At 59.0% G+C, this 18,215-nt stretch carries 17 protein-coding genes; 9 read left to right on the top strand and 8 right to left on the bottom strand.

The annotated features are described in order from the left end of the window. Positions 1-10: 10 nt before the first annotated feature. The 4 genes from pdxA to lptG are packed head-to-tail and all read right to left on the bottom strand — an operon-like array spanning position 11 to position 5,479. A complete protein-coding gene (gene pdxA / locus ACR0B8_RS06285) occupies positions 11-976 on the bottom strand; it encodes a 4-hydroxythreonine-4-phosphate dehydrogenase PdxA (RefSeq protein WP_226688357.1) in 966 nt (321 codons plus the stop codon). Then, positions 973-2,226 carry a peptidylprolyl isomerase gene (locus ACR0B8_RS06280; RefSeq protein ID WP_170358812.1) on the bottom strand — a complete coding sequence of 418 codons (1,254 nt, stop codon included), beginning with the start codon at positions 2,224-2,226 and terminating at the stop codon, positions 973-975. The genes pdxA and ACR0B8_RS06280 overlap by 4 nt, the downstream gene beginning before the upstream one ends. Next, complete coding sequence (locus ACR0B8_RS06275; RefSeq protein WP_170348941.1) at positions 2,217-4,379, bottom strand: LPS-assembly protein LptD; 2,163 nt, start codon at positions 4,377-4,379, stop codon at positions 2,217-2,219. Before ACR0B8_RS06275 ends, ACR0B8_RS06280 begins: the two co-directional genes overlap by 10 nt. Continuing rightward, complete coding sequence (gene lptG, locus ACR0B8_RS06270) at positions 4,379-5,479, bottom strand: LPS export ABC transporter permease LptG (protein WP_170348940.1); 1,101 nt, start codon at positions 5,477-5,479, stop codon at positions 4,379-4,381. Before lptG ends, ACR0B8_RS06275 begins: the two co-directional genes overlap by 1 nt. Positions 5,480-5,719: 240 nt before the next feature. On the opposite strand from lptG, the gene ACR0B8_RS06265 reads away from it, so the two are divergent. Genes ACR0B8_RS06265 through ACR0B8_RS06255 form a run of 3 tightly spaced genes read left to right on the top strand, consistent with a single transcriptional unit; the run spans position 5,720 to position 8,731 of the window. Then, positions 5,720-7,186, top strand: coding sequence for a leucyl aminopeptidase (locus ACR0B8_RS06265; protein WP_226688358.1), 1,467 nt, complete (start codon positions 5,720-5,722; stop codon positions 7,184-7,186). A gap of 4 nt (positions 7,187-7,190) precedes the next feature. After that, on the top strand, positions 7,191-7,649 hold the full coding sequence (locus tag ACR0B8_RS06260; protein WP_170358808.1) for a DNA polymerase III subunit chi: 459 nt from the start codon (positions 7,191-7,193) through the stop codon (positions 7,647-7,649). Positions 7,650-7,684: 35 nt separating this feature from the next. Continuing rightward, positions 7,685-8,731, top strand: coding sequence for an aldo/keto reductase (locus ACR0B8_RS06255; RefSeq protein ID WP_226688359.1), 1,047 nt, complete (start codon positions 7,685-7,687; stop codon positions 8,729-8,731). Positions 8,732-8,798: 67 nt separating this feature from the next. Here ACR0B8_RS06255 and ACR0B8_RS06250 read toward each other — a convergent pair whose 3' ends face one another. Next, positions 8,799-9,785 (bottom strand): GlxA family transcriptional regulator, encoded by a 987-nt coding sequence (locus ACR0B8_RS06250; RefSeq protein ID WP_170348936.1) that lies wholly within the window; start codon positions 9,783-9,785, stop codon positions 8,799-8,801. A 132-nt stretch (positions 9,786-9,917) separates the two neighbouring features. On the opposite strand from ACR0B8_RS06250, the gene bcoG reads away from it, so the two are divergent. The 3 genes from bcoG to ACR0B8_RS06235 all read left to right on the top strand — a co-directional run bounded on the left by bcoG (position 9,918) and on the right by ACR0B8_RS06235 (position 13,397). After that, a complete protein-coding gene (gene bcoG / locus ACR0B8_RS06245) occupies positions 9,918-10,835 on the top strand; it encodes a 3-dehydrocarnitine:acetyl-CoA trimethylamine transferase BcoG (protein WP_170358802.1) in 918 nt (305 codons plus the stop codon). A 340-nt stretch (positions 10,836-11,175) separates the two neighbouring features. Further along, on the top strand, positions 11,176-12,642 hold the full coding sequence (locus ACR0B8_RS06240; RefSeq protein WP_170358800.1) for a carnitine 3-dehydrogenase: 1,467 nt from the start codon (positions 11,176-11,178) through the stop codon (positions 12,640-12,642). Then, positions 12,639-13,397, top strand: coding sequence for an SDR family oxidoreductase (locus ACR0B8_RS06235; RefSeq protein WP_170396033.1), 759 nt, complete (start codon positions 12,639-12,641; stop codon positions 13,395-13,397). Before ACR0B8_RS06240 ends, ACR0B8_RS06235 begins: the two co-directional genes overlap by 4 nt. 92 nt (positions 13,398-13,489) lie before the next feature. On the opposite strand, the gene ACR0B8_RS06230 is transcribed toward ACR0B8_RS06235, so the two are convergent. Then, positions 13,490-13,672 carry a hypothetical protein gene (locus ACR0B8_RS06230; protein ID WP_170348931.1) on the bottom strand — a complete coding sequence of 61 codons (183 nt, stop codon included), beginning with the start codon at positions 13,670-13,672 and terminating at the stop codon, positions 13,490-13,492. Positions 13,673-13,754: 82 nt separating this feature from the next. After that, on the bottom strand, positions 13,755-14,621 hold the full coding sequence (locus tag ACR0B8_RS06225; protein WP_170375620.1) for a helix-turn-helix domain-containing protein: 867 nt from the start codon (positions 14,619-14,621) through the stop codon (positions 13,755-13,757). A 107-nt stretch (positions 14,622-14,728) separates the two neighbouring features. Here ACR0B8_RS06225 and ACR0B8_RS06220 point away from each other — a divergent pair, with 107 nt between their 5' ends. Genes ACR0B8_RS06220 through ACR0B8_RS06210 form a run of 3 tightly spaced genes read left to right on the top strand, consistent with a single transcriptional unit; the run spans position 14,729 to position 16,732 of the window. Then, the gene (locus tag ACR0B8_RS06220; RefSeq protein ID WP_170348929.1) at positions 14,729-14,932 is read left to right on the top strand and encodes a DUF2061 domain-containing protein; all 204 of its coding nucleotides are present in this window, start codon (positions 14,729-14,731) and stop codon (positions 14,930-14,932) included. After that, positions 14,925-15,809, top strand: coding sequence for a fatty acid desaturase (locus tag ACR0B8_RS06215; RefSeq protein ID WP_480658148.1), 885 nt, complete (start codon positions 14,925-14,927; stop codon positions 15,807-15,809). Before ACR0B8_RS06220 ends, ACR0B8_RS06215 begins: the two co-directional genes overlap by 8 nt. 20 nt (positions 15,810-15,829) lie before the next feature. Continuing rightward, complete coding sequence (locus tag ACR0B8_RS06210; RefSeq protein WP_480658150.1) at positions 15,830-16,732, top strand: EamA family transporter; 903 nt, start codon at positions 15,830-15,832, stop codon at positions 16,730-16,732. Here the strand turns inward: ACR0B8_RS06210 and ACR0B8_RS06205 are convergent. After that, positions 16,729-18,087 (bottom strand): DEAD/DEAH box helicase, encoded by a 1,359-nt coding sequence (locus ACR0B8_RS06205; protein ID WP_170348926.1) that lies wholly within the window; start codon positions 18,085-18,087, stop codon positions 16,729-16,731. The genes ACR0B8_RS06210 and ACR0B8_RS06205 overlap by 4 nt on opposite strands. Positions 18,088-18,215: the final 128 nt, after the last annotated feature.

Raw genomic sequence — 18,215 nt, 5'->3', positions numbered from 1 at the left:
AACAGAAGGGTCAAGCGCTTTGTGCCATGCGTTGGGCCAGCTTCAGTGCTTCGATCAGGCTGGTGGGTGTGGCGATGCCTTGGCCTGCGATATCCAGTGCGGTGCCGTGATCGGGTGAGGTGCGGATAAAGGGAAGGCCAAGCGTCACGTTGACCCCGCGATCGAAATCCAACGTTTTGATCGGGATCAGTGCTTGATCATGATACATCGCAATCGCTGCGTCATAACGGGCGCGCGCAGCGGCGTGGAACATCGTATCGGCAGGGTGTGGCCCGGTAACGGTATAGCTGTCGTCAGGGAGGTCGGCGATCAGGGGCGCGATCCAGTCCAACTCTTCATGGCCCATCTTCCCGCCTTCACCAGCATGGGGGTTCAGACCCGCGATGGCAATACGAGGATGCGCGATACCGAATTGATTGCGCAGTCCTTGGACGGTGATTGCGATGGTGTCGCGCAGCAGGTCCGGGGTCAGGGTCGAAGGCACCTGGGACAGCGCGATATGGATGGTTGCGGGCACCACACGCAATTGCGCGCTGGCCAGCATCATGACCACCCGGTCCCGACCGGCGAGGGCGGCGAGAAATTCGGTATGGCCGGGATAAGCGAAGCTGGCGCCGTCGATTAGGGCTTTCTTGTGGATCGGCGCGGTACAAAGCGCCGAGGCCGCACCGGATTGCACCAGCGAAACACCGCGTTCAATAGCGGCGATGACTGAGGGCGCGTTGGCCGGATCGGGTTGGCTGGGGACATTGGGCGCCGGAAAATCCAATTGCAGAACCGGCAGCGCCGAGGCGCTGATTTTAACAGATTCGGACGGGTCAGTTATGCGAACAACCGGCGTTCCCGGCGGCAAGTGGGTTGCATCACCGATATAGAAGAACGGACATGTGTCGCGAAGGCCCGACCACGCTTTGGCTGCGATTTCCGGGCCTATTCCGGCCGGGTCACCACAGCTGAGCGCGATTGGGGATGTCATTGCTCGACAATGTTTGCTTCGGCGCGCAGCTGTGCCACAAGGCTGTTAGCAAAAGCCTCGAGACGTTGTTGCGTCAGCGCGTTGGCAACGTCCACTCGTGATGTCTCTTCGCCCAGATCTCGGGTGCGGGTGCAGAGCATTAGGAACATCAGGGTCTGGCCGTTGTTGCGGGTCAGCGTGGTGGACACCTCATTCAGGTCAAGCTTGGCAAGCTCCAGCGCTACGTCACGCGGAATCTCACCGGGGCTGGCCTGAATCCGTTGCAATACTTCTGGTGGTTGGTCCTTGGCGATGCCGTAGAGGTCATCGCAGGTGTCAATTTCTTCTCTGAGTTTGGCCGCCCGTGCCAGGGTTTCAGCACTACGGCCACCGGCCATATTATAGATCGCGTAGTCTATCTCGGAATAGTTGGTCGCGCTGGTCGCGACCTCACGCAGTCCGCGCATCTGGAACAGCGCAATGGCGTTGGGCAACGAAAGCGGCTGTGTGATCTCTCCGTCCTTCAAACCCAGGATCACCGGTTGCAGTGCTGGCGGCAGGCTGGTGAGGCTCAGCCAGTCAAGTCGTCCACCATTATCGCGGGTGGCTGCCGCTGAGTATTGTGTGGCTGCGGCGGAAAACGAGTCAAACCCCTGCAGTTGGGCAATCTCTTGGGCAAGCAGATCAGCCTGGGCAATGGTTTGCTGGTTCACTGGGATAATGATTTCGGACAGCAGCACCTGCAGGCCACCGCTGTCAGTTTGACCCAGGGCGCGGTTGATCTCGTCCTCGGACGGGCGCGCCTGTGACAGGAAACGCGCACTGACATAGTCGCGCCAAGCAACCTGATCGGCCACGAAATCCCGAACGGTTTCGCGATCAACACCCTGATCAGCGAGCAGTTGCAGGAACCGGTCAGTCGACAATTGCCCACGCGCGGCAAATTCGTCGATGCCGACCTGAATGTCTTCGGGGGCTGCCTGGATTCCGGCCTCGCGCATAATCTGGCGACGCAGCCTTTCGTCGATCAGCGCATCACGGACTTCGGCGTCGGACGCACCGGGGGCACCCAGTGCGGTCAGGAATTGTTGCCGTTGTGACAGCTCGTACCAGGTGATGATGTCTTGATTGACTTTGATCGCCGGGGAAAACAGGCTTTGGGCACCAGCTTGTGGCGACGTCAAAGCCAGCGCAGCCCCGATCAGCATTGGGGCGACCGGTTTAAGCCAACCGGAGCGGAGGAAACTGGTGAAACCTGAAATCAACTGCATCTTCTCTTGTACTGTTGGCCGCCACTGTTAACGGAGTACCCCGTCAAGGCTACGGTAAAGCCGAATTCTGTCGAAGGCTCAATACTTGATGATGAAGTAAAGCGCCTACTGACATTCATGTTAACCTGTACGCATTCATTCTGATACGTCACCCCCAACCCATAGCGGATCGGTTCGGATTCGCTTAGGTCATAGCGCGCCAGGGCCCGTGTGTTCCAGTTCTGATCCACCCGGTAACGTCCGGTCAACCGAACTTCGGAAATCTCGTCGTCGATACCTTCAGCCGGGTCCGGCTCTTGCCAGCCATAGCTTCCGGTGAAGCCGACCCGCGGCTGTTGCCAGCCGACCCGCAGTTCGGCTTTGGAAAAGCTGAAATCTCCGTTCAACAAGCCACGGCCGGCCAGACGCCAGCCGTTATTGGTTTGAATCTGACCTGCCAGCAGCAAGTCTGAGGTTGTCCCCTGCAAGCCCGAGGTCAGGTTGAAACTGGGGTCAGCATCTGCACGGTACACCTGACCTATCGTGGCAAGAGCCCGCCAGCCGCCGGCTGCATAGCGGGACCAGTTCAGGCCCACAACGCCGGTCACGCCGTCTTCGCGCCGGTCGGGGGCTGGAAAGCGGGACAGGGACAGCAAGTTACCCTGATCGAATTCCTGAAACGTACTTTCGTCATTTGGCACGTCATCGTCCGAGACATGAGTCCAGCCGATCTGGGCAATCGGTTCCAATATCTGCGTCGCCCCTGATGACTCGCGCTTGCGCATCGGATAACGCAGCGTCAAAGCCGCACGTGGCGTGGTGCGCGTTACGTTATCGGGAAAATCGCTGTCGTGACGAATGTTAAACGCATCGACCGACGCACCGGCCCGCACCTCGGCCCGAAGGCCCGACGCAAAAGTCCAGTCGCGCAGCCATTCGGCATCAAAGGTGGCACGAGCAACGTCCCGCCCGACGATATCCTCGTCGCTGGTACGTTCATGCGCGTGAGTAACAAAACCCAACCGAACCTCGCCGCCCACAGAGGTCGGGAACAGACGCTTTTCATAATACAGATCAAAGATCCGTGACGGGATTTCGTCCTGTTCCTCGCTATCGCGCAGGGTTTTATAGTGGGTAAAACTGGTACGGAACGCCGTGTCGCGTTTGATCCGTTCCAGCGCAACTTCGCTACGCAGCCGATCCAGATCTGGCAGGCCATAATCGGCCAGATAAGCATCGTCTGACGTTGTTCTGATGTTGAAAAGGAACCGATAACCGTCGTTCAGGTTGAACCAGCCATTGGCAAACAAGTATCCACGATCTTCACCCGGCTGCAGATCATCGCGGGTATAGGCGCCCTCAAGCTGGATTCGCCCCCTTTTAAAGGCCTGTCGATAGCGAAACCCAAGTGTATTGGTCTTTGACGAGACATAGGGCGTCAGTGTCAGATCCTTGTGGTCACCCAGCTTGATGAAATACGGCACCTGGACGCCAGTGCCCAACTGCGAGGTGGTTCGGATCGACGGTACCAAGAACCCGGTGGCCCGCTCGAGCGTCGGGTCCGGCAGTCGCAGATAGGGGAAATAGAACACTGGCACATCCAGCACCCGAAGCTGCGCCCCTTCAAAATAGAGTTGCCGTTCCAGTTGATCATGCGTGACCTTGCGGGCGCGGATCTGCCAGATCGGCGGTTTGCCATTCGCGCAGACATGGCACGAGGTGGCCGAAACTTTGCTGAACTGCGTATACCTGCCCGCCGCGCGCGTGGCCTGAACCGAAGCAATCTGCACCTGCTGGTCGAACACCATCCGCGCGCCGATCAGCAGGCCATTCTGAATACCGTCATCCAGTTCGGCCGAGTCCGCCAGGATTGTCGTATCACCGGCCTGATCGATACGGATTGGCCCCTCAAGTGTCAGCGCGCCGGTATCGCGGTCATAGGTGATGCGGTCAGCGGTGATTTTGATGTCACCCTGAAAAGCTTCGACATTGCCTTCAGCCACCAGCACGCGTTCGGGTGTGATGAAGATTTCGTCAGCCACCAGCAGGGCGGGCTGGTCCTCTTGCTGGGTATCCTGCGCCGGGCCAGGGGCTGATTGGGTCTGGGCGGCGGCACCTGTTGGCATTGCCAGAGCCACAGCGCCGGACAGCAAAAGACTTGATATGAGCCGCATCAGCCGTCCTCCGCATGGAGAAGAAGGCCAAGGGAAAGAAGAATGGCTGCAAAGGGCGGAGCCCAGGCTGCGACGAAGATTGGCAATTGACCGTTTTCTCCGAGTATTTGGGCAAAGTTGCGAACGAAGTAGATTGAGAATCCCAAAAGCACTGCGGACAGAACCGCGATGCCGGTACCGCCAAAACGGACATGGCGCATGGTAAAGGCCGCGCCGATCATCACCATGGCCACCAGAAAAAGCGGTCGCGCAAGTTGAACTTGCAACCAGACTTCATATTGCTTGGTGGAAAAACCGGCCTCGCGGAGGTCACGGATAAGCTGTGGCAAGTCGTAGACGGATACGGAATCCTGCTGGCCCAGCGTGTCCAGAATGCGTTGGCGCGTCAGCGTGGTGGGAATTTCGATGCGCTGATGTGTTTGAGCCGTCGCCTCGGGGTTCATATCATCCGCCAGAGACCAGATCTTGGCATTGTGCAATATCCAAGACCCGTTCGACAGCTGTGCCCGATTGGCATTGATTTGCTGTGTTGGTTTACCATCCGGCGAAAATGTAACGATCGTTACGCCGGTTAGTTCCAACGCATCCGCATTTGTGGTGCCGCGCGCGTGGATGACCGATTGCCCATTTTCCGAACCCTGCCGCAACCAAAGCCCCTCGCTGGTGATCGACAGCGCCGAGTTGCCTTTGTCTTTATAGGCATCAGACAGGCGTCGGTACTCCTCGGACGTGGCGGCGGTGATCGGGTTCAGCAAGGCCACCGCGAGGGTCCCAATGATCAATGCCAACGTGACCGGAGCCAGCAGCGCCCGGATACCGGATCGCCCAATGGCGCGTGTCACCACCAGTTCGGAATTGCGCGCCAAGCCGATGAACAATGCAATGGTGGCAAGGATAACCAGCAAGGGCAGCATCTCGCTGATCGCTGCGGGTGAGTTCAGCAAGGTCAGGTGCAGCAGCGTGCCAAAGGACAGCCCCTCTGAGTTGAACCGGCGGGCTTGTTCGACCAGATCGATCAGAATCAGCAGCGTTAGAAAAATGCCGCCAATGACCAGAAAGCTTTGCATGAACCGGCGGGCGAAATAGCGGTCGAGGATCACGATTGTGCCTCCGCCTTGATCCGGCAGCAGGTGAAATCGGCACCGAAAAGGCTAGAATCACCTTCGCCTGCGCGAATGCGCAACGGCATATGCCTGCCCTGTCTCGCCAATTCGTTCTCCCCCGATCCTGCCGGAATTTTTCCGCGACTGTAATGCAATTGGCACGCGGGGAAAACTGCTATCTGGTCAAGCCGCGCGGTGCGGGCTAGGTCTTGGGGAACAGTTTTTGAGGAGTTCGCAATGAGCAGTCTTGTCCCGATCCGGTTTCAGCCCTTTGATACGGATGCAATGGCGCAAGCCGAAGGCCGGGTGGCGGTAATCATCCCATCGGACGGCAAGATGAGCCCCGCGGTGCGTCGGGCCAACCGTCTGACCCGTGGCGCGGTGGCGCGTCTGGTGGAAAGTTCCCGGTTTGAAAAGGTAAAGACGGGCGATGTGATCTCGATGGCCTGGCCTGGTGGAATGGCGGCCGAGGCGCTGGATATCGTGATCCTGCCCCGCCGTCCTGATCCGGCCGAGGCCCGCAAGGCGGGCGCGGCGCTGGCCAAGCTGGCAGGGGGCAAGGACGTGCTGGTGATGGCAGGCAATCAGGTCCGGACCGAAGATCTGACTATGGGCATCGTGCTGCGCACCTATGATTTCGACGCGCACAAGACCAAAGAGGCGGAAGAGGTTGGCACCGTCACCATCAGTCACCAGAAACCCGACGAGGTCGAAGCCGCCTTTGCCCCGCAATACGCCGTGGCCGATGGGGTGCGGATGACACGTGATCTGACTAACGAGCCTGCAAACGTCCTGACCACCACTGAATTCGCCGACCGTTTGGCCGAGATGGCGGAGCTAGGCCTTGAGGTTGAAGTTCTGGAAGAGGACAAACTGGCCGAGTTGGGCATGCGAACGCTGCTGAGCGTCGGGCAGGGTTCGGTCAGCCCCTCGAAGGTTGTGGTGATGCAGTGGAACGGCGGCGACAAAGACGACGCGCCGCTGGCTCTGGTGGGTAAGGGTGTCGTGTTCGACACCGGTGGTATCTCGCTGAAGCCCGCAGGCGGCATGGAAGACATGACCATGGATATGGGCGGTGCGGGCGTTGTCGCTGGCACCATGCGTGCGTTGGCCAAGCGCAAGGCCAAGGCCAACGTGGTCGGTCTGGTCGGACTGGTCGAAAACATGCCGTCCGGCAATGCCAGCCGTCCGGGCGATGTGGTTAAGTCGATGAAGGGCGACACGGTCGAGATCATCAACACCGACGCCGAAGGGCGTTTGGTTCTGTGCGATGTGATGTGGTACACGCAAGAGCGGTTCCAACCGGTGGGCATGATCGATCTGGCCACGCTGACCGGCGCGGTAATCATTGGTCTGGGCCACGAGAATGCCGGTGTATTTTCCAACAATGACACGTTCTGCGATGCCTTCCTGAAATCGGCCAAGGCCGAGGATGAAGGTGCGTGGCGCCTGCCGCTGGGCGAAGGGTACGACAAACAGTTGAAGTCGCGCATTGCTGATATGAAAAATGTCGGCGGTCGCCCGGCAGGCTCGATCACAGCGGCGCAATTCCTGCAGCGTTTTGTGAAAGAAGAAACGCCTTGGATTCACCTCGATATTGCGGGTGTGGCCTCGGTGTCGTCGGAAACATCCTATGCGCCCAAAGGGGCAACCGGCTGGGGTGTACGCGCGCTCAGCCGTTTGGTGCAGGATAACTTCGAGTAATCGTATGGGGGCCGTCTATTTCTACCACCTGACCCGTCAGCCCTTGGAACACACCTTGCCGGTGCTGCTGGACAAGGCGCGGCAGGCTGGGTGGAAGATTGCCGTGCGGGGCACAGATCCGGCACGGATGGACTGGCTGGATGAAAAGCTGTGGCTGGGGCCCGAGGACGGGTTCCTGCCACATGGGCGCGAAGGTGGCCCGCATGACGCGGCGCAGCCTGTTTTGCTGACGACCGGGCCAGAGGCAGCCAATGAACCGGCCTGTGTCATGGCCGTGGACGGCGCGCCGGTAAACGCCGACGAGGTGGCTTCGCTGGAGCGTGTCTGCATCCTGTTCGATGGCAATGATGATATGGCTGTCCAGCAGGCGCGCGGCCAGTGGAAAGCACTAACTAGCGCGGGTTGTTCGGCGCAATACTGGTCCGAGGAATCGGGCCGGTGGGAGAAGAAGGCCGAGGCTTAAGAGGCTGATCTTAAAAGCTTTCCGGAGACTGACAAATGGAAACAAGACCATTAGGCCGCACGAGAATTTCGGTGACAGACTTATGTCTGGGTACGATGACCTTTGGCACACAGACGTCCGAGGCGGATGGTCACAAGCAGTTGGATATGGCGCTGGCAGCCGGGATCAATTTCGTTGATACGGCCGAGATGTATCCGGTGAACCCGATCGCAAGGGAAACCGTCGGTCGGACCGAAGAGATTCTGGGCAGCTGGAACGCTGCCAACCCGTCCCGTCGTGCAGATTACGTACTGGCAACCAAACACTCGGGGGCAGGGTTCGCCCACGCCCGCGATGGTGCGCAGATTTCGGGAAAGACGATCCCCGAAGCGATCGAAGGCTCACTGCGGCGGCTGCACACGGATTGCATTGATCTCTATCAGTTTCACTGGCCGAACCGGGGCAGTTACATGTTCCGCCAGAACTGGAATTATTCACCCTCGGGACACAACACCAACGAAGTATTGGACAACATGCAGGATTGCCTTGAGGCCCTGCAAGTACAGGTCGACAAGGGCAATATCCGCGCCTTTGGCCTGTCCAACGAAAGCGCTTGGGGTACGGCGCAATGGCTGCGGATTGCCGAGCAGATGGGCGCGCCGCGTGTGGCCTCGGTTCAGAATGAGTATTCGATTCTATGCCGGCACTTCGATACGGATATGGCGGAACTCAGTGTGCATGAAGATGTGGGCTTGATGGCCTTTTCTCCCTTGGGGGCGGGATTTCTGACCGGCAAGTATCAGGGTGATGCGGTGCCCGTCGGATCACGTATGTCGCTGGTGCCCGAGATGGGCGGGCGCACCGGTCCACGCGTGTTTGGTGCCGTGGCGGCTTATCTGGAGATTGCTGAGCGGCATGGGTTGGACCCGGTGCATATGGCACTGGCCTGGTGTCGGACGCGGCCGTTCGTGATGTCCGCTATTTTCGGCGCGACCTCGGTGGCACAGCTGGAGCATATCCTGGCCGGTAAGGACTTGCGGCTGTCCGATGAGGTCGTGGCAGAAATCAGTCAGGCGCACCGAACGCATCCGATGCCCTTTTAGGGGGCTCTGCCACCTACGCGCTGCGCGCGCGCCCCGAGATATTTTTAGCCAGATGAAGAAGATCCCGTCAGTGATGGGTGGGCTGGATGCGTTCCTGCCGCAGGTCACGGGCCGAGAGGCCGTGTGCGGTGCGGAAAGCACGTGCAAAGCTGGATTGTGAGGCGAACCCCGTAGCCAGGGCCACATCCATCAGCGGCATGTCGGTGTCGGTAACCAGGCGGCGGGCCTCGGCCAGGCGTAACTGCAGATAGTGGTCTTGCGGCGTTGTGTTCAGGCGCAGGCGAAATTGCTGCTGCAGGGTGCGGGGGCTGGTGCCGAGGGTTTCGGCGATGTCCGCCAGTGGCAGCGGCTCGTCCAGCGAAGATTCCATCAAGGTGTTCGCCTTGGCCGTCAGCGCCGTATGGCGGTGTGGGGCACCGGTCCGGCTTTGCGGTTTTGTGGGCTCGGGCGCACCGTCGTACAGGAAAAGACCCGAGACGCGGGCAGCAAAACCGGCACCGTGGCGGGCGGCGATAATGTGCAGCATCATTTCGACCGCTGGGATAGCGCCACCTGAGGTCAGGCGATTGCCGGATACGGTGAAACGATCGGGGCGAACGTCAACATCGGGGAATCGGGTGGCGAAATTGTCCAAGTCTTCCCAGTGAGTTGTGGCGGCGTGTCCATCCAGCAGGCCAGCCTCGGCCAACAGCCAGGGGCCTCCGTCGATGCCCGCCATGGTGGCACCAGTGCCCGCAATACGGCGCAGTCCGGCCAGCAGACTGGGTGTGGCGTGTCGGGCCAGTTGGAACCCCGCGACAACGATCATCAGATCGCAACTTTGCAACCGTGCCAGCGGAACACCCGGTACGTTCAGTGCGCTGGTCAACATTGCAGGCTCTGTCGTGGCGGTCACGTAGTCCCAATCGAAAGCAGGACGATCCGCCAGACGGTTGGCAGCCCGCATCGGATCAACGGCCGAGGCGAAGCTGAGCGTGTTGCATTCGTCCAGAACCAGCACGGCCGTTTTCAGGGCGCGATGTTCGGGTTGGAGTATGTTTTTTGCGGATTTCATCAAGTTCGATTCGCATTCTGGCAAGTGTTTCCACAAGGCTGCGTCAGAGTCGGGGGTGAACGCAAATCGGAATCCGTGGAGAAGCCTGGGGAAAACTCACGGCAAAACCGGGTATAACTTGGGGAAAACACAATGCCTCTGGAAATGAACCGCGAAGTCTTCATCACTTGCGCCGTGACCGGCTCGGGAGGGACACAGGATCGCAGCCCACATGTGCCGCGCTCACCCAAGCAAATCGCCGACAGTGCGATTGCCGCAGCCAAGGCCGGGGCGGCGGTGGTGCATTGCCATGTACGCGACCCTGAAACCGGTGTACCCAGCCGCCGTCTGGACCTGTATCGCGAAGTCACGGACCGCATTCGCGAGGCTGAGGTTGACGTCGTTCTGAACCTGACCGCCGGGATGGGTGGGGACATGGTGTTTGGCCCAACCGAATCTCCGCTGCCGCTGCGCGAGGACGGGACTGATATGATCGGTGCAGCCGCGCGGGTCGAACATGTTGCGGAATGCCTGCCGGAGATCTGCACGCTGGACTGCGGCACCATGAACTTTGCCGAAGCCGATTACGTCATGACCAACACGCCGGGCATGCTGCAGGCGATGGGTCGGATGATGACACATTTGGGCGTGAAGCCCGAGATCGAAGCCTTTGACACCGGCCATCTGTGGTACGCCAAGCAGCTGGTGAAGGATTGCGTGCTGGACAGCCCGGCATTGGTGCAACTTTGCATGGGCGTGCCGTGGGGCGCGCCGGATGACTTGAACACCTTCATGGCGATGGTCAACAACGTGCCGGATGACTGGACGTTCAGCGCGTTTGCTCTGGGCCGCAATCAGATGGCTTATGCCGCGGCGGCTGTATTGGCGGGCGGCAACGTGCGCGTCGGGCTTGAGGATAACCTGTGGCTGGACAAGGGCGTGCTGGCCGAGAATTGGCAACTGGTCGAACGCGCCGGGACTATCATCGAGAACATGGGCGCGCGGGTGATCGGCGCGCAGGAAGTGCGTGACAAGTTGGGGCTAGTGAAGCGGGCGCCAGTGGCGAAGTGAAGCCGTTCTGGTTGGTGTGTCTGATTTGTGCCGCGCCACTGAGTGCGGAAACTCCTGATGCTGTCGATGAGTATTTGGCGACCCAGACGGGGCTGTGTGCACAATTGAAGGAAAACGTCTTGTCGGTACCATTTTGGATACATCGGCACAGCCTGGGTGGATGTCGCGTGAACAGCGTACAGCCACTTTCGGCGACCTATGCTCTTGACGTGGTTTGCGAAGATGAAGGTGTAGTCTTGCTAAACGAGACTTGGGAAATGGAACAGTTGGGCAAAACGAAATTCACAATACGTGACGCTGTCGGAGGGATCTTCGGCACTTTGGATTGTAGTGAGGAACAATGACAAAAACAGCAGCGATCATTGGCGGCGGCGTCATCGGCGGCGGGTGGGCCGCTAGATTTCTACTGAACGGCTGGAACGTCCGGGTGTTTGACCCGGACCCCGAGGCCGAGCGTAAGATTGGTGAGGTTCTGGACAATGCGCGCCGCTCGTTGCCGGGGCTGAGCGATGTGCCATTGCCGACCGAGGGATCTCTGACGTTCTACGAAGATATGGCGGAGGCCGTGCAGGGTGCCGCCTGGATACAGGAAAGCGTGCCTGAACGGCTGGACCTGAAACTGAAGGTCTACAAGGGGTTGCAGGAGGCTTGTGATCCAGATGCGATCATAGGCTCCTCGACCAGCGGCTTCAAACCGTCCGAATTGCAGGAGGGCGCGTTGAGGCCCGAGCAGATCGTGGTGACGCACCCGTTCAACCCAGTCTATCTGCTGCCGTTGATTGAGCTAGTCCCAACCGGCAAAAACTCGGCCGAGATGGTTGCCAAGGCGCAAGAACTGCTGAAGTCCGTCGGGTTTTTCCCGCTGCACATCAAGAAAGAAATCGACGCGCATATCGCTGACCGATTTCTTGAAGCCGTTTGGCGCGAGGCATTGTGGTTAGTCAAAGACGGCATCGCCACGACCGAAGAGATCGACGAGGCCATCCGCATGGGCTTTGGCATTCGCTGGGCGCAGATGGGCCTGTTTGAAACCTATCGCGTGGCCGGAGGTGAGGCCGGGATGCGGCACTTCATGGCTCAGTTCGGGCCAGCGTTGAAATGGCCGTGGACCAAGTTGATGGACGTGCCGGACTTTACTGATGAACTGGTCGACCTGATCGCGGATCAGTCGGACGCGCAGTCGGGCATGCACTCGATCCGCGAGCTGGAGCGGATCCGTGACAACAACCTTGTGGGCATGATGCGCGCGCTCAAAGCGCAGAATTATGGAGCAGGCGCAGTGCTGAACCAGCATGACGCGCGGTTGAAACCCGGCGCGTTGCCGACGCTGGAACAGGCAGACCTAAGCCAGCCGATCCTGACATTGTCGCGCGCGGTACCGCTGGATTGGACCGACTACAACGGCCACATGAACGAGGCGCGGTATCTGGAAGCCTTCGCTGCCGCGACCGACCGGTTCATGGAGATCATCGGCTGCGACGCGGATTACATAACCTCGGGCGGCAGCTATTTCACCGCTGAAAACCACATCCGTTATGTCGACGAAGCACACGCAGGCGCCAAGATCGAAGTGCGCACGCAGATGCTGTTGGGGCAGGGCAAGAAACTGCACGTGTTCCACAGCATGTATGAGGGCGACAAGCTGCTGGCCACGGGCGAAAGCTTCCTGCTGCATGTCAGCCTTGAATCTCGCCGCCCCAGTGCACCGTCGCCGGAAATCGAGGCCGCCATGGCGCGGATCGCTGAGGCGCAGGCCGGGTTGCTCTACCCCGAAGGCGCGGGCGCCGCGATCCGGAAACCCGCATGACCCGGCGGGTTCTGATTACGGCTGGCGCCTCGGGCGTTGGCCGTGCCATGGCCGAAGCATTTGATGATGCAGGCTATGGTGTTTGGATCACGGATATTGACGAGGCTGCTTTGAATACGGTGCCGGATCACTGGGAGGCTCGTCGCGCAGATGCCGCAAGTGAGTCCGATATGAGCGCCGTTTTTCAGGATATCGCAGCCGAAGGTGGATTGGATGCGCTGTGCGCCAATGCAGGCACGGCAGGACCGACAAACGCGATCGAGGATATCGGGTTGGCAGATTGGCGGTCCTGCGTTTCGGTCAACCTCGAGGGCGCTTTTCTGGCCGTGAAACATGCAGTCCCTTTGATGAAGACCGCGCAGGCGGGCAGCATCACCCTGACGTCGTCAACTGCTGGTCAATACGGGTACCCGTACCGCGCGCCATATGCAGCGGCGAAATGGGCGGTGATTGGCCTGATGAAAACCCTTGCGATGGAACTTGGCCCCCACGGTATTCGCGCAAATGCGATTTGTCCTGGAGCGGTTGAAGGCCCACGGATGGAGGGTGTGCTGGCGCGCGAAGCGGCCGCAAAAGGTATGACCCGCGATCAGGTCTATGCGGGGTATGCCTCGGGTACCTCGATGGGGCGCTTTGTTGAAGGTCACGATATCGCAAACATGGCCGTGTTCCTCGCCTCGGATGCGGCGCGGCTTGTTTCGGGGCAGGTTATTGCCGTGGATGGGCACACGGTGAATCCAGATCCGAAAATCTAACTCGGTTTAGAAAACACACAGAACCCCAATGCCCTGGCGCAATAAGGGCATTGGTAATCGGCTTGGGGCAGGGCTTTTTCGAAACGCTGAAGCTAGCCCTGATTTGGCCCGCGAATTTGGCGGATGGTCTGGCGGACAGCTTGCCAGTCTAGCGCTTCCTGTCTATTTCCGGCGGCTTCACATTCGCGCATCTTTTGTGCGGCTTCCGCCTCGGCCCGGTCGCCGTGAACAGTATATAAGGCCCGTGCGTATTGAGCGGTCTGTAGTGCGTCCATTCCTGTCGTCCTCCGTCTGTGATCGGAATACCCGAAGGTTCGCGCCGAACGACGATAGCACAAGACAGGCTTAGGTGCATCCTTAGTGGTCGGAAATTTGCGAGCGCAGCCGTTTAAGGTGTTCTGAGAAGTCGCGCGCAGTCAGGTCAGCCTCGCGTACCAGTCGGTCGAAATGGCGGGTGAAGGTTTCGATCCGATCACGATCCCGAAAGGCCATATAGTGGCTGCCGGCGTAGAAAACACAAAGCAAAGGACCGAAGATCGTGACCGGAGCGGAATAAAGCCGTTTTGCGTCAAACAGATAGATTCTAAGACGCGGGTAAAGCTGTTGGCAAATCTCCAGCAGATGGTCGATCTGTTCCAGCCGGATTTTGGGACAAAGACCGTCGTAATAGCCCCGCGCATGGACGAAACTATCGATTTCATACAGCGGCATGGCGATTTCATAGTCGGATTGCGCGCTGCGCATCCACATCAGCCGGTCAGCCGAGGCACCGATGGCCTGATCCGCCGTCCGCCCCAGATGCGGGGCATATTCCCACTCCAGCACCGCGCGGGTCTTTAACATGTCGGGCAAAGTCGCTGGAACATAACGGATTTTGTACCCTGCGGCTTCTTGATGCCACTCAAAGATGCGCTCATCCACCAGCGCACGTGGTGCTTCGGTCATTGTCAGCGAGCTGGCCAACAATTCCGCTGCGCTTTCGGGTCGGTCGGACAGGCTCAGAAGCCAATCCGCCGAAACCCCCAGCGCCGAGGCGCAACTGCCTACCACATGTGCATTTGGCAAGCGCGCGCCTTCACCCGTCAAAAGCTGCGATACGGTCGAACGGTCCACCGCAATCTGACGCGCCAGCGCGCTTTGACTGACGTGTCGCTCCTCCATCGCCCGGGCTAGGCGAGTACGGAACTGTGCCGCGCGGTCTCTTTTGTCGATTTTTTCCTGCATTTGTTTAAAAATATCACAGTTGATGAGTTTTGTTAATCATATTCAGAATTTTCAACGGATGCCGTGACCCGTAATTTTGAAGACACAACAATAATATGGGTGACGGAATGGAAACACGGCGCAGATCAGTCGTGAAAGCGGTGCTGTGGAATGCGATGGGCTTGCTGGTGATGACACTGGTCGGGCTGGTCGCGACTGGCTCGGCGGCTGTGGGCGGGACACTGGCGATTGTAAATACGGCCATCGGATTGACGATGTACGTTATTTACGAGCGCGTCTGGGCCAAAATCTCATGGGGGCGCAATGTCTAGGCCCGCAGCACCCGAATGGGGCACGTTCGCCCTGATCCTGGCTTGCTATGGGGCGTGGTTGGCGGTGATTTTCCTGATGCCGGTTTGGCTGGCAATTCCGGTGATGGGTCTGGTTGCGGCGCTCCATTCCTCGTTGACGCATGAGGCGCTGCACGGCCACCCGTTTCGTACAAATTGGCTGAATGAGGGCCTGATGGCGCTGCCTCTGACCCTGTTCATCCCGTATCAGAGGTTCCGCGACCTGCATCTGGCCCATCACCGGGATGAGACGTTGACCGACCCCTATGACGATCCTGAAACCAACTATCTGGATCCACAGGTCTGGGGCGCATTTGCCGGGTGGCAGCGATGGCTGCTGTCTGTGAACAACACGTTGTTGGGGCGCATGGTGCTGGGTCCGGCAATTGGCCAATTCATATTCACGCGGAATGAATTGCGCGGTGCGTTGCTGGGCGACCTTGGCATCCTGCGGGCCTGGGCGCTGCATCTGGTTGGGGTGGCCTTGGTTCTGTGGGTGGTTGGGCACTCGGCAATGCCGATTTGGGCGTATGTTCTGTCCGCCTATATCGGGCTGGGGCTGGTGAAGATCCGCACCTTCCTTGAACATCGCGCGCATGAAAATCCGCAGGCCCGTACTGTGATTATCGAAGATCGTGGGTTGCTGGCTTTTCTGTTTTTAAACAACAACCTGCATGTGGTTCATCACATGAATCCTGGTGCGCCGTGGTACCGCCTGCCTGCGCTATATCGCGCCAGCAAAGATCGGTATCAGACCCGGAATGAGGCTTATGTCTACCGGTCTTACGCGCAGATCTTTAAGGCGTATTTCCTGCGGGCCAAGGATCCGGTGGAACATCCTCTCTGGCCAAAGCCTTGATTTAGCGACACAAGGGGGCCATGAGTTTATGGATTCCCATAACAATCGCTGCCGCCTCGTTCCAGACAGTGCGGTTCATGCTGCAAAAATCCCTCAGCACCGTAAAGCTAAGTGCGGCCGGGGCGACGTTTGCCCGGTTCGCGTATTCGATGCCACTGGCGCTTTTGGGGCTGATTGTGGCGCTGCAAGTGACTGGCTTCAGCGTGCCGCCGCTGACGGGGTGGTTCTGGGTATACGCTGTCATCGGTGGCACCGCGCAAATTCTGGCAACGATCTGCGTGGTCGCTTTGTTCAAGCAACGAAATTTTGCGGTTGGGATTACCTTTAAGAAAACCGAAGTAATTCAGACCGCAATTGTCGGTTTTCTGGTGCTGGGCGATCAGATCTCGTACGGGGGTCTGGTTGCGATCTTGCTGGGATTGATGGCGGTGCTTTTGCTGTCCAAATCACCCGGAGGCGACGGGGCGTGGTGGAAACATCTGACCAACCGGGCGTCGCGCCTAGGGTTGGGGTCAGGCGTATTGTTCGCCTTTTCCGCCGTCAGTTACCGGGGTGCGTCGCTTGAACTGGGTGATATCGACGCGTGGTTTCGCGCTCTGATCACTCTGGCCGCGGTTGTGACGTTCCAGTTCCTCAGCATGGCGCTATGGCTGCTGTGGCGCGACCGGACCGAACTGCTTGCGGTGTGGCAGACACGTCGAACAGGGGTGTTTGTCGGTTTGACCAGTCTGGGCGGATCGTTTTGCTGGTTCTTTGCGTTCACCTTGCAGAACGCGGCCTATGTCAAAGCGCTGGGGCAGGTCGAACTGTTGCTCAGCCTGTTCGCATCGATCCTGTTTTTCCGCGAGACCATTACCCGGCGTGAGATCGCCGGGATGGCGTTGTTGGGGTTGTCGATCCTGGCGCTGGTGCTGGCGATTTAACCAGCACGGCGCTCGGCAAAGCTTAGGGCAATGAAGCTGGGCAGGTGATCGCCCATGCCCACAACCGCGTTGCCGTTATCCGAACGACGGCCACGACCTTTAGGTTCTTTGTCCTTTTTGCGGTCGCTCTTTTTGCCTTCGCTCTTTTGCGTGTCGGCAGACTTGGTCTTTTTCTCAGGCTTCTGCGTGTCGGCTTTGGGTTCGTCCTTGACCGGATTGTCGAGCTTTGGAATGTCCTTCTGGATCAGCTTTTCAATCGCAGCCAGCGCTTTTTCGTCACGACCCGAACAGATAGTAATCGCCTTGCCATCGCGCCCGGCACGACCGGTGCGGCCGATGCGGTGAACGTAATCCTCGGGGTGGCCGGGGACGTCGAAATTGAAAACATGGCTGACCGACGGGACATCAAGTCCACGCGCAGCCACGTCCGAGGCAACCAGCAACCGCAACGAGCCGTCGCGGAAACCGTCCAGCGTTTTCATCCGCTGTGATTGGTCCAGATCGCCGTGGATCGCGGCGGCGTCATAGCCGTATTTCTTTAGCGACTTTGCGCAGATATCAACGTCTGTCTTGCGGTTACAGAAGATGATCGCGTTGGTGCATTTTTCACCCTCGGCATCGATCAGTGCGCGCAAGACTTTGCGCTTGGCGCTGGCCTCTCGATCGCGACGGCCGCCTTTGAACATGACCACGCCCTGTTCAATGGTTTCCGAGGCGGTCGCCTGTCGGGCAACCTCGACCCGCGCGGGGGCGGACAGGAAAGTGTCGGTGATGCGTTCAATCTCGGACGCCATGGTGGCCGAAAAGAACAGCGTCTGGCGGGTGAACGGCGTCAGCGAGAAGATGCGCTCGATATCGGGGATAAAACCCATGTCCAGCATCCGGTCAGCTTCGTCCACGACCATGATCTGCACGCCGGTCAACAGCAGTTTGCCGCGTTCGAAATGGTCCAGCAGTCGGCCGGGAGTTGCGATCAGAACATCGACGCCACGGTCGATCAGTGCGTCCTGTTCCTTGAAGCTGACGCCTCCGATCAACAGCGCCTTGGTCAGTTTCAGGTGTTTGCTATAGGTGTCGAAATTCTCGGCGACCTGTGCAGCCAGTTCCCGTGTCGGGCACAGCACCAGCGACCGTGGCATCCGCGCGCGCGCGCGGCCCCGTGCCAGCATTGTGATCATCGGCAGCGTAAAGCTTGCAGTTTTTCCCGTGCCGGTCTGGGCGATCCCCAATACATCGCGACCTTCCAGCGCAGGTGGAATTGCGCCTTCTTGGATCGGGGTGGGGGATTCGTATCCGGCTTCCTCAATGGCTTTGAGGACCTTCGGGTTCAGGTTCAGTTCGTTAAATTTTGTCATGTAAGTCCGGTTCATGCGGACATTAGACCTGGCCCGCGCGTCAAAGGTGTGCCGGGCCCGGATGGCCATACGCTGCATTGCGCAATTTCGGCTTGGAGGGGGACATAACAAAAACACCGGGTATGGTC

It is taken from the genome of Ruegeria sp. BH6 (assembly GCF_056538105.1).
The sequence above is the reverse complement of the archived record's forward strand: the minus strand, read 5'-3'. Positions and strand labels throughout refer to the sequence as shown.